We start from the raw sequence: 11,344 nt of genomic DNA on the forward strand, positions 1-11,344 counted from the left end.
TCCCGAACAACGTTCTTATGGATGAACATAATCACTATAACAGACTCCGTTCATAGATGTGAACAGCGGCACCACATCGATGTGGACGCGGAAGGGAGCCTGCGGTGCACGCACTCGACTGGGCGATGGTCTGCGCGTATTTCGCGCTGATGATCGTGATCGGCTGGTGGTCGCACAAGAGAGTCAGCGACGTCAAGGACTTCTTCACGGCCGGCGGCAAGATGCCGTGGTGGCTGGCGGGCATCTCGCACCACATGTCCGGCTACAGCGCCGTGCTCTTCGTCGCGTACGCGGGCGTCGCGTACACCAGCGGCGTCACCGTGTACTTCTGGGGCTTCGCCAGCATCGGCATCGGCGTGGGCATCGGCAGCTGGCTGTTCGCCGCCCGCTGGAACCGGTTGCGCTCGAAGCTCGGCGTCGCCTCTCCGCTGGAGTACCTCGCCAAGCGGTACAACGTGCCGACCCAGCAGGCCCTCGCGTGGAGCGGCAGCCTGCTGAAGATCTTCGACATCGCGGCCAAGTGGTTCGCCGTGGCGACGCTGCTGCACGTATTCGCCGGCCTGGACTACAACCTCGGCATCCTCATCACCGGCGCGGTCACCCTGGTCTACTGCACCATCGGCGGCCTGTGGGCCGACGCGCTCACCGACTTCGGCCAGTTCGTCATCCAGGCCATCGCCGCGGTCGTGATGATCGTCGTGGTCCTGGGCAAGCTGGGCGGGATCTCGGCGCTCTGGACGATGTGGGACAAGCTGCCCGAAAACCACCTCAACCCCGTGACGTCCAAGTACACCACCATCTTCCTGCTCGTCTACGTGCTCGTGAAGACGCTGGAGTACAACGGAGGCATGTGGAACCTGGCGCAGCGGTACATGGCCGCGCCCAGCACCCAAGAGGCCCGGCGCGGCGCGCGGCTTTCGTCCGCGCTGTACCTGTTGTGGCCGCTGGTGCTGATGTTCCCGATGTTCGCCGCGCCGCTGCTCATCCCCGGCATCAAGGACCCCACGCAGTCGTACGCGATCATGACCACGACGTTCCTGCCGCCGGGCCTGGTCGGCCTGGTGCTGGCCGGGATCTTCTCGCACACCATGGCGATGGTCTCCTCCGACGCCAACGCGATCTCCGCGGTGATCACCCGCGACATGATCCCGGCGATGGTCCGCCGCACCCGGCAGTGGACCGACGTCCAGGGCCTCAAGGCCGCGCGGATCACCACGGTGATCTTCGTCGCGCTGACCATGCTGGTGGCCACCCAGGCGCAGAACCTCGGCGGCGTGCTGCAGATCGTCGTCAACTGGGTCGCCGCGCTGATGGGCCCGATCTCGATCCCGCTGCTGCTGGGCATGCTGCCGTGGTTCCGCAAGTGCGGCCCGCGCGCGGCGCTGATCTCCTGGGCGGGCGGCCTGCTCGACTACGCGCTGGTGTACTACGTGTTCAAGGCGAACCAGACCGTGCTGGTCGCGACGCCGATCCTGGTCTCGCTCGCCCTGTACATCGGTCTCGGCCTGCTCGCCCCCGAGCGCAGTGCGGCCGCCGATGAGATCGTCGACACCGTGAACGCCGACGACGACGTCGACCGCAAGAAGGAAGGCACGACCGTGCCCGCCTGACGCAGGCCACACCCGGCCGAACCCGAAAAAGGACGAGAGAGCAGAAGACTGATGGCACAGAACGAGATCGAGCTGGACGGCTTGCTGGCGTTCCCCCTCACCCCGTTCACCGAGGACCTCGAGGTCAACCTCGACGCACTCGCGGAGAACGTGGAGAGCCACATCGCGGCGGGCGCCGGTGCGCTGTTCGGCGCGTGCGGCACCGGCGAGTTCAGCTCGCTCTCGCCCGCCGAGCACGCCTCGGTGCTCACCCGGGCCCGGGAGGTGGCCGCCGGCCGCGTCCCGGTCTGGGTCGGCGCCGGGGGCGGCGCGGCGTCGGCGCGGGCCGGCATCGCGGCGGCCCAGGCGGGTGGCGCGGACGGCGTCCTGCTGCTGCCGCCGTACCTCGTGTCCGGGCCGCAGGCGGGGCTGGTCGACTTCGTCCGGTACGCGGTCGGCGACTCGTCCGTGCCGGTCATCGTCTACCACCGCGGCACCGGCGTGTTCACCGCGCCGGCCGCGGCTTCCCTGCTGGACATCCCGTCGGTCGTCGGGCTGAAGGACGGCTACGGCGACGTCGAGGTGATGACCCGGATCGTCACCACGATCCGGTCGCTGGACACCGAGCGGGCGCGGAACTTCCTGTTCTTCAACGGGTTGCCGACCGCGGAGGTCTCGGCCAAGGCGTACGCCGCGATCGGCGTCGCCCGGTACTCCTCGGCGGTGCACTGCTTCGCGCCGGAGATCGCCCACCGCTTCCACCGCGCGCTCGGCGAAGGCGACACGCGGGTGATGGACGCCCTGCTCACCGGGTTCTACCTCCCGTTGGTGGCGTTGCGCGACGAGACGCCCGGCTTCGCCGTCTCGCTGGTGAAGGCCGCCGCCCGGTTGCGCGGCGACAAGGTCGGCCCGGTCCGGCCGCCGCTGGTCGAACCGACGCCGGAGCAGGTCCGCCGGCTCGAGAAGGTCGTGGAGGACGGCTTCGTGACGCTGAAGGGGCTCGGCTGATGCGGATCCTCGACGTGGTGCTCACCCCGGTCGCGTTCGCGGACCCGCCGCTGCTCAACGTCATGGGCGTGCACGAGCCGTTCGCGCTGCGCAGCGTCGTCCAGGTCAAGTGCGAGGACGGGATCGTCGGGCTCGGCGAGTCCTACGGCGACGACGCCTTCCTCGGCGAGGTGCGCAAGGTGCTGCCGCGGCTGCGCGGCCACGACGTGTTCGACCTTCCCGGCCTGCAGCGGCTGGTCGCGGAAACGCTGTCGGACACGGTGCTGACCGACGCGCACGGCCTGATCGGCGGGTTCTCCATCCGCAAGACGGTCGCGAGCGTGTACTCGCTGTTCGAGGTCGCCTGCCTGGACGCGCAGGGGCACCTCCTGGGCCGTCCGGTGACCGACCTGCTCGGCGGCCGGGCCCGCGACGCCGTCGAGTTCTCCGCCTACCTGTTCTACAAGTACGGCAAGCACATCGACGGCCGCGAGGACTCCTGGGGCGAGATCACCACGCCCGAGACGCTGGTCGGGTCGGCGAAGCGGATGTTCGACGAGTACGGCTTCCGCTCGATCAAGCTCAAGGGCGGGGTCTACGAGCCCGCGCAGGAGATCGACGGCGTCCGCGCGCTGGCCGAGGCGTTCCCCGGGCACCCGCTGCGGATCGACCCGAACGGCGCTTGGACGGTCGAAACGAGCATCCGCGTCGCTTCCGAGCTCGACGGTGTCCTCGAGTACCTGGAGGACCCGACGCCGGGCATCGACGGGATGACCCAGGTGGCCGCCGAGGCGTCGATGCCGCTGGCCACCAACATGTGCGTGGTCGACTTCGGCGATGTCGAGCCGGGGTTCCGGGCGCGCGCGATCGGCGTGCTGCTGTCCGACCACCACTTCTGGGGTGGGTTGCGCGCCACGCAGGCGTTGTCGGTGACGTGCGAGAGCTTCGGCGTCGGCCTGTCGATGCACTCGAACAGCCACCTCGGGATCAGCCTGGCCGCGATGGTGCAGGTCGCCGCGGCGACGCCGCACCTGACCTACGCCTGCGACACGCACTGGCCGTGGAAGGTCGAGGACGTCATCGAACCCGGGGTGCTGGAGTTCGCCGACGGCGCCGTCGCGGTGCCGACGACGCCGGGGCTCGGGATCACGCTCGACGAGGACGCGCTGGCCCGCCTGCACGAGAACTACGTCCGATGTGGACTGACCAAGCGGGACGACGGGACCTACATGCGCAAGTACGTGCCCGGGTTCGAAGCGAACACGGCGAGGTGGTGAGCCGGTGAAGGTGACGGGATACGCCTACCCCTGGGACGTCCTGGAGGACGGGTTCGCCGCCCGCGCCCGGGATCTCGGCGTCGACGAGGTGGCCGTGGCGCTGTCGTACCACAGTGCCCGCGCGGCGACGCCGTGGTCACCGTCCCGGACGGCCGTCGTGGCGCGGCACGCGGCGTTCTACCGCCCGGTGGCCGACGGGTGGGGCGCGCTGCGTCCGTCCAGTCCGGACTGGGTGTCGTCTCCGGATTCCGGGGGTGACGCCGTCCGGCTGCTCAACGAGGCCGGGATCCCGGCCGCCGCCTGGATCGTGCTGACCCACAACTCCCAGCTCGGCTACGAGCACCCGGACGTCGTCGTGCGCAACTGCTTCGGCGAGGCTTACCCGTGGGCGCTGTGCCCGTCGCAGCCTGCCGTGCGTGAGTACGCGGCCAAGGTGACCGCGGAGGCCGTCGCGGGGCTGGAGCTGGCTTCGGTGATCCTCGAGGCGTGTGGCCCGCTCGGCGTGGTGCACCAGCACCAGCACGAAAAGACCGACGGCGTGTGGGCGCCCGCGGTGGCCCGGCTGCTGTCGGTCTGCTGCTGCGACGCCTGCGCTGCGTCCTGGGACGTCGACGCGGACACCGTCCGGGCCCAGCTCGTCGAGGAGGTCCGGCGGCTGATCGCGACCGGCGACCTGGGGGTGACGGCCGACGGCTTGCCGCCCTCGTTGACTTCGATGCTGCTGCGGTCCCGGCAGAAGTCGGTCGACGAGCTGCGGGCCGCGGTTTTGGCCACGCTGCCGGAGGGCATCCGGATCGTGCTGCACGGCGCGCTCGACCCGTGGGTCACCGGCGCGCTGCCCGGGCTGACGCCGTCGGCGCCCGACGACGTCGTCGCGGTCGTATTGTTCGGGTGGGTGCCCGCGACGGGTGCCGAGGCCGTCGCGGCGGCCCGGGAGGCCCTGCCCGAACGGGTCGCGATCGCCAGCTACATCACGGCGGTCGCGGCCGCGCCGGTGCCGGACATCGCCGCGTACGTCGGCGAGCTCGCCAAGGCGGGAGCCGCCGAGCTGCACCTGTACCACCTCGGACTGGCCGGTCCGGGTCGCTGGGGCGACCTGGAAACGGCCACCGCCGCCGCCCATGAGAACTGAGGAGCTGTTCCACCCATGAGCCAGGCCACTGACGCCGCCACGCTCGAGAAGATCCTGGCGGGAGCCGCCGACGCCGCCCGTCCCGCCGCCGAGGCGACCCCGGCCGAACGCGCCGGCTGGCTGACCGCCGTCGCCGACGCCCTCGACGCCGCCGCGGGCGAACTGGTCCCGCTGGCGCACGCCGAGACGCACCTGCCGGAGACCCCGCGGCTGGCCGGCGAGCTGAAGCGCACGACGTTCCAGCTGCGCCTGTTCGCCGAGGTCCTCACCGACGGCGAGTACCTCGGCGCCACCGTCGACCACGCCGACCCGGACTGGCCGATGGGCCCCCGCCCGGACATCCGCCGCGTCAAGACCGCGATCGGGCCGGTGCTGGTGTTCGCGGCCAGCAACTTCCCGTTCGCGTTCAGCGTCGCCGGTGGGGACACCGCGTCCGCACTGGCCGCGGGCTGCCCGGTGGTCCTCAAGGCCCACCCCGGGCACCCGGAGCTGTCCGCGCAGACCGGTTCGGTCGTGCGGGAGGCGCTGATCAAGGCGGGCGCGCCGGCGGCCCTGTTCAACGTGATCTTCGGCCAGGAGGAAGGCGTCACCGCGCTGAAGGACCCGCGGATCGCGGCGGCGTCGTTCACCGGCTCGATCCCCGGCGGGCGCGCGCTGTTCGACATCGCGAACGCGCGGCCGCGGCCGATCCCGTTCTACGGCGAGCTGGGCAGCGTCAACCCGGTGGTGGTCACCGAGGCCGCGATCGCCGCGCGCGGGGAAGCGGTGGCGAAGGGCTACGCCGGGTCGTTCACCCTCGGCGCCGGCCAGTTCTGCACCAAGCCGGGCCTGCTGTTCCTGCCGGAGGACCACGGCCTGACCGACACGTTGCGCACGGCCCTGGACGGCGCCCCGGCGCAGCCGATGCTCAACGACCGCATCGCATCCGGTTTCTCCGCTCAGCTGTCCGCGCTGCGGGAGGTCCCGGGTGTCGAGGTCGTGTCTTCGTCGGAGTCTTCTTCGCCTGCGTTCACCCCGACGCTGCTGGCCACCACGGCCAAGCAGTTCCTCGAGGGCGGCGACACCGTGCACGAAGAGTGCTTCGGGCCGGCGTCGCTGATCGTCACCTACGCCGACCAGGCCGAGCTGCTGCGCCTGCTCGACGTGGTCGAACCGGGGCTCACCGCCACGATCCACGGCGAGGAGTCCGATGTGGACTGGCTCCGGCCGGTGCTGCCGTCCCTGGCCCGCATCGCCGGCCGGCTGCTGTGGAACGACTGGCCCACCGGAGTGACGGTGAGCTGGGCCCAGCAGCACGGCGGCCCGTACCCGGCCACGACGGCCCCGACGACGACATCCGTCGGCACCGCGGCGATCGAGCGGTTCCTGCGCCCGATCGCCTGGCAGGGCTTCCCGGACACCCTGCTCCCCGAACCCCTGCAGGAGGCCAACCCCTGGCAGCTGCCCCGCCGCACCGACGGCTCCCGCTGACCCGTCGTGAGTGGTAAGGCGGGTTAGAACCCGCCTTACCACTCACGACCGGCTGCGGCAGACCCGGTCTGCTCGCCTACTATCCGCCGCCGCACAACTGAATCCCCGTTCCCCGCAAGCCAAGGATGTCTTGATCCTGGGAGGCGTTGTCATGCCCGTGAACCGGAGAAATGCCCTGCGCGGCGGTGCCCTGGCGGCCGCTTCCACCGTGCTCCTGACCCGCCCGGCCTACGCCACGACCACGGCGGTTCCGGTAGCGAAAGCCGCCAGTCCGGTGCCCGCCGCGACCGCGCCGATCGTCGCCGCGTACCGGCAGTTGCAGACCGGCATCAACCGGCCGTCGCCGGAACGCGCTGCGGCGCTGGCCAACCTCAGCCGCGTCGCCAAGGCCTACAACGCGAGCATGTCCGTCGCCGGCGGTGGTGCTCCACTGTGGACGGACCTGCCGCTCGGCCCGGGCAGCGACTACACCACCTCGATGTACGCGCGGTTGCGCGCGATCGCCGTCGACTGGGGCACGCCGGGCGGGGCGCTGTCCGGCGACCCCGTCGTGCTCGACCGCATCAAGACCGCGCTGGAACTGATCTACGCCAGCCAGTACAACGAGAACGTCGGCGAAATCGGCAACTGGTACACCTACGAAATCGGCATCCCGTACTACCTGCTGCACACGCTCTCGGTGGTCGCCGACCAGCTCACCTCCGACCAGCTCGCGCGCTTCATCAAGCCGGTCAAGCGGTTCGTCGGCAACCCGAACCTGCGCGCCAACAACGCGTCCGTGGTCGAAACCGGCGCCAACCGCGCGGACAAGGCCCTCATCTCGATCGTTTCGGGCGCGCTGCTCGGCGACACCGCGTGGATCAAGACCGGCATCGACGCGCTCACCGACGTCGCGGGCGGGGGCGCGGTGAGCGTCGTCGCGAAGCTGGACCGCGCGGCGGGCGACGGCTTCCACGTCGACGGCTCGTTCATCCAGCACGACACCATCCCGTACCCCGGGCACTACGGCATCGTGCTGCTGACCGCGCTCGCCGGCGCCATCCACGTCACGCAGGGCACCGCGTACGCGCTCCCGCAGCCGCTCAAGGACAAGATCTACGCGCTCGTCGCCGACAGCTTCGCGCCCTTCGTCTACGCGGGCGCGCTGATGGAACCGGTGCGCGGGCGGATGCTGTCGCGCCAGGGGGAGACCGGCCACGACATCGGCCACCAGCTCACCGTCGCGACGCTGGTGCTGGCGCGGACGGCGTCCGGCAAGACGAAGACCGACCTCAACGCGCTGGCCGCGAAGTGGATCAAGGAAGGCGAGTACGCGCCGTTCCTGAAGATCCCGGACCCGGAGCGGTTCGCGCCCGGCCCGGACCTGGTCGCGACGCCGGGCATCGAGTTCGCGCAGGACATGCTCGCGTCGGGGGCGCGCCCGGCGCGGGTGGTGGCGACGCACCGGATCTTCGGCCAGCAGGACCGGATGGTCCACGTCACCGACGGCTGGTCGGCGTCCCTGGGCGTCAGCTCGACGCGGATCTCGCGCTACGAAGCCATCAACGGCCAGAACATGAAGGGCTACCACGTCGGCGATGGCGTGCTCTACACGTTCCTGCCGAACGCCAAGGGCCACTACACCGACGCCTACTGGCCGACGGTGGACCCGTTGCTGCTGCCGGGCACGACCGAGCACGACGGCCCGGTCGACCCCAAGTTCGGCGGGGTGCCGGTGGGGCCGGACACCCACACCGGCGGCGTCCGCTGGGACGAGCGGCACGGCGCGTACGCGTTCGGCTTCAAGAACTGGGACGGCTCGCTGGTCGCGAAGAAGTCGTGGTTCTTCACCCCGGACGGCATCCTCTGCCTCGGCGCCGGGATCACCAGCACGTCGCCCTACGCGGTGCGCACGACGATCGAGAACCGCAACCTCGGCGAGGGCGGCCGCGGGACGTTGCTGGCCGACGGCCGGCGCGTGGCCACCGACCTCGGGAAAGCCTCCGCGCTGCGGCGGCCGCGCTGGGCGCACCTGGAGCACGTCGGCGGGTACCTGCTCCTCGACGACGCCTCGGTGACGGCGGTGCGCGAGGACCGGACGGGTGCGTGGCGCGACATCGACACGGGCGCCAACACCAAGGGCACCACGACACCGAACACGCGCCGGTACCAGAAGCTGGTCTTGGAACACGGCGTGAAGCCGACGGACGCGAAGTACGCGTACGCGGTGCTGCCGGGCGCTTCGGTGATCGACACCCTCACGGCGTCCTGGGCGTGGCGGGTGCTCGCGAACACCCCGGTGGTGCAGGCGATCCGCGTGGCCGGCGGCACGGTGCTGGCCAACTTCTTCGCGGCCGGCACGGCCGGCGACATCGGCGTGTCGGGGCCGGCCTCGGTGGCGATCGGGCGGTGCGGGGCCCGGACCCAGCTCGCGGTGTCGGATCCGACGCAGCTGCAGGACAGCGTCACGGTGACGGTGCGCGGCCGGTCCGTGGAGGTGCCGCTGAAGGGCACGTTCGGCGCGACGAAGGTCGTCCTGGTGTAGGCAGACCTCCCCGCCGGGCCGGTGCCCCGACCCGGTCCGGCGGGGTCCCCACCTCGGTTGGGCTGCCGGGCATGACCCAGCACGTGGACGTCCTGATCGTGGGCGCCGGCCTGTCGGGGACCGGCGCGGTCTGCCGCCTGCAGGAACGCCTGCCGGGCAAGACGTATGCGGTGCTGGAGCGCGCGACACCATCGGCGGCACCTGGGACCTGTTCCGGTACCCGGGCATCCGGTCCGATTCGGACATGCTCACCCTCGGTTACCCGTTCCGGCCGTGGAAGGACCCGAAGGCGATCGCGGACGGGCCGTCGATCCTGAGCTACGTCCGCTCGACGGCCGAGGTGTTCGGGGTGACCACCCACATCCGGACCCGCTTGTCCGGACTCGTACGAGTGATAACCGCTGCACAGGTACCGTGGTGATCGGCAGCGGGGCGACGGCGGTGACGCTGGTCCCGGCGCTCGCGTCGCGCGCTTCGCACGTGACGATGCTGCACGCTGTACTTCCAGCTGATGCGGCGGCTGCCGGGCAAGGCGGACGTCGTGACGGACCGGATCGCGCGGTTCACCCCGTCCGGCGTGGCTTTTGGAGTCGGGCCGCACGCTGGCGGCCGACGTCATCGTGACGGCGACGGGGCTGCGGCTGGTGGCGTTCGGCGGGATCGCGCTTTCGGTCGACAGGCGGGCCGTCGAGCCGGGGGAGCAGCGGGCGTACAAGGGCACGATGTTCGGCGGGGTGCCGAACCTGGCGTGGTGCGTGGGGTACACGAACAGCTCATGGACGCTGCGGGCGGACCTGGCGTCGCAGTACGTGTGCCGGCTGCTGGCCCACCTGGACCGCCACGGGTTCGCCGGCCCCGCCCGATCGTGGACCTGCAGTCGGGGTACATCAAGCGGGCCGCTCCCGGCCTGCCGAAGCAAGGCGGCCGGCGGCCCTGGACGATGCGCCAGAACTACTTGCTGGACCTGGCGGACATGCGGTTCGCCCGCGTGGACGACGGCGTGCTGCGGTTCGCCCGCGCGGGCTGAAGTTCTCAGCTTTCGTGTTCTCGGAGGAGCCTGCGGACCGCGTTCCGGTCGCCCTCGATCGTCACCTTGTGGTCGGCGATGGCCTTCTCGAGGTGGTGAGGCCGGTCGAGCAGGGCGTTCAGCGTCCAGGGATCGGTCCGGATCGTCGCGTCCGGGGCGCCGGGCTCGCCCGGCTCGATCGTCATGCGGCCCGGTGCGGTGCGGACCGTCCACACGCGAGCATCAAGTTCGACGCGGTAGCAAGCGGTGCTGCGCGGGCGGGCGGACCCGCGGAGGAACAGCAGCACGGACGTGACGCCGAGTGACGCGGGCTGCGGAAGCGGGACTCGCGCGCCCCACGCGCCCAGCGCCAGCACGACCGGCTCCAGTTCGCGGCCCCAGGCCGTGAGCTCGTAGACCGCCGAGGCGGCCGGGGGCGGCAGCTGCCGGCGCGTCACGACGCCGCGGCTCTCGAGCTCGCGGAGCCGGTCGGTGACCAGGTTCGAGCTGGCGCCGGGGAGCGCGCGGCGGACGTCGGAGAAGCGTTGCGGCCCGAGCAGCAGCTCGCGCACCACGAGCAGGGCCCAGCGTTCCCCGACGACGTCCAGGGCGCGGGCGATCGTGCAGGCGTCCCCGTAGCTGCGGCTGGTCGGCATGGTCTTAATGTACAACTTGGTGGTTGTTTTTAACAACTGGGTGGGCGTACGTTGGCCGGGTCCGGATGTCGACGGGAAGGAACGGTCATGGGACGGCCGGTCGTGCACTTCGAGATCATCGGTAGCGACCCGGCGGGGCTGCGCGGGTACTACGGCGAGCTGTTCGGCTGGGGGTTCGACACGTCCGGCCCGGTGTCGGACCAGGTGTCGGAACCGGGCGCCTACGGCTTCGTGGAGACAGACACCATCCCCGGCGGCGTCGGCGGCGGCGCGGGTTTCGCGGGTCACGTGGTGTTCTACGTGGGCGTTCCGGACGTCGCCGCGGCACTGGCGGAGGCCGAACGCCTCGGTGGCACCCGCCGGATGGGCCCGGACCGCGCCCCGGGGCGGGATCTGGTGGTCGCCCACTTCGCCGATCCGGAGGGCAATGTCATCGGTCTCGCGGGCCCGGCCTGACGCAGCGCTCGCGCAACCGGCCCCTGCGGCTCGGGCAGCGCTGCTGAGCGTGGGCCGAGGGGCATCTCGCGTGATTGGGAGGACGACTCGCGTGATTGAGGAGTCAACTCGCGTGTTTGGAGGGACGACACGCGTGATTGGGGAGGCATCTCGCGTGATTGAAGGGGCATCGGCCTGATGCCCGCTCGATCACGGGGGATGCCCGCTCGATCACGGGGGATGCCCGCTCGATCACGGGGGATGCCCG

At 71.1% G+C, this 11,344-nt stretch carries 8 protein-coding genes and 1 pseudogene; 8 read left to right on the plus strand and 1 reads right to left on the minus strand.

The features are described 5' to 3' along the window. The first annotated feature begins 104 nt into the window (after positions 1 to 104). The 7 genes and pseudogenes from C2L58_RS17415 to C2L58_RS17445 all read left to right on the plus strand — a co-directional run bounded on the left by C2L58_RS17415 (position 105) and on the right by C2L58_RS17445 (position 10,006). On the plus strand, positions 105 to 1,610 hold the full coding sequence (locus C2L58_RS17415) for a sodium:solute symporter family protein (protein WP_103338630.1): 1,506 nt from the start codon (positions 105 to 107) through the stop codon (positions 1,608 to 1,610). Between the two features lie 51 nt (positions 1,611 to 1,661). Then, a complete protein-coding gene (locus C2L58_RS17420) occupies positions 1,662 to 2,597 on the plus strand; it encodes a 5-dehydro-4-deoxyglucarate dehydratase (protein WP_103338631.1) in 936 nt (311 codons plus the stop codon). After that, positions 2,597 to 3,853 (plus strand): glucarate dehydratase family protein, encoded by a 1,257-nt coding sequence (locus C2L58_RS17425; protein ID WP_103338632.1) that lies wholly within the window; start codon positions 2,597 to 2,599, stop codon positions 3,851 to 3,853. Before C2L58_RS17420 ends, C2L58_RS17425 begins: the two co-directional genes overlap by 1 nt. Positions 3,854 to 3,857: 4 nt before the next feature. Further along, positions 3,858 to 4,985, plus strand: a complete 1,128-nt coding sequence (locus C2L58_RS17430) for a hypothetical protein (RefSeq protein WP_103338633.1) — start codon at positions 3,858 to 3,860, stop codon at positions 4,983 to 4,985. Positions 4,986 to 5,000: 15 nt separating this feature from the next. Next, positions 5,001 to 6,455: an aldehyde dehydrogenase (NADP(+)) gene (locus C2L58_RS17435; RefSeq protein ID WP_103338634.1), complete on the plus strand. Its 1,455-nt coding sequence runs from the start codon at positions 5,001 to 5,003 to the stop codon at positions 6,453 to 6,455. 151 nt (positions 6,456 to 6,606) lie between these two features. Further along, positions 6,607 to 8,979, plus strand: a complete 2,373-nt coding sequence (locus C2L58_RS17440; protein ID WP_199191310.1) for a polysaccharide lyase 8 family protein — start codon at positions 6,607 to 6,609, stop codon at positions 8,977 to 8,979. Between the two features lie 71 nt (positions 8,980 to 9,050). After that, positions 9,051 to 10,006 (plus strand): annotated as a pseudogene (locus tag C2L58_RS17445) (flavin-containing monooxygenase). 5 nt (positions 10,007 to 10,011) lie between these two features. On the opposite strand, the gene C2L58_RS17450 reads toward C2L58_RS17445, so the two are convergent. Then, entirely contained in the window at positions 10,012 to 10,641 is a 630-nt protein-coding gene (locus tag C2L58_RS17450; RefSeq protein WP_103338636.1) for a winged helix-turn-helix transcriptional regulator, read from the minus strand. Between the two features lie 87 nt (positions 10,642 to 10,728). Between C2L58_RS17450 and C2L58_RS17455 the strand changes: the two genes are divergently transcribed. After that, positions 10,729 to 11,097, plus strand: a complete 369-nt coding sequence (locus tag C2L58_RS17455) for a VOC family protein (protein WP_103338637.1) — start codon at positions 10,729 to 10,731, stop codon at positions 11,095 to 11,097. Positions 11,098 to 11,344 lie beyond the last annotated feature (247 nt).

It is taken from the genome of Amycolatopsis sp. CA-126428, from assembly GCF_002904335.1.
In the GTDB taxonomy this organism is placed as follows: Bacteria; Actinomycetota; Actinomycetes; order Mycobacteriales; family Pseudonocardiaceae; genus Amycolatopsis.

Bases quoted from the DNA above. Each gene is read 5' to 3' on its own strand.
- C2L58_RS17420 (WP_103338631.1), top strand. From the start codon at position 1,662: ATGGCACAGAACGAGATCGAGCTGGACGGCTTGCTGGCGTTCCCCCTC.
- C2L58_RS17450 (WP_103338636.1), bottom strand. From the start codon at position 10,641: ATGCCGACCAGCCGCAGCTACGGGGACGCCTGCACGATCGCCCGCGCC.
- C2L58_RS17435 (WP_103338634.1), top strand. From the start codon at position 5,001: ATGAGCCAGGCCACTGACGCCGCCACGCTCGAGAAGATCCTGGCGGGA.
- C2L58_RS17455 (WP_103338637.1), top strand. From the start codon at position 10,729: ATGGGACGGCCGGTCGTGCACTTCGAGATCATCGGTAGCGACCCGGCG.
- C2L58_RS17425 (WP_103338632.1), top strand. From the start codon at position 2,597: ATGCGGATCCTCGACGTGGTGCTCACCCCGGTCGCGTTCGCGGACCCG.
- C2L58_RS17440 (WP_199191310.1), top strand. From the start codon at position 6,607: ATGCCCGTGAACCGGAGAAATGCCCTGCGCGGCGGTGCCCTGGCGGCC.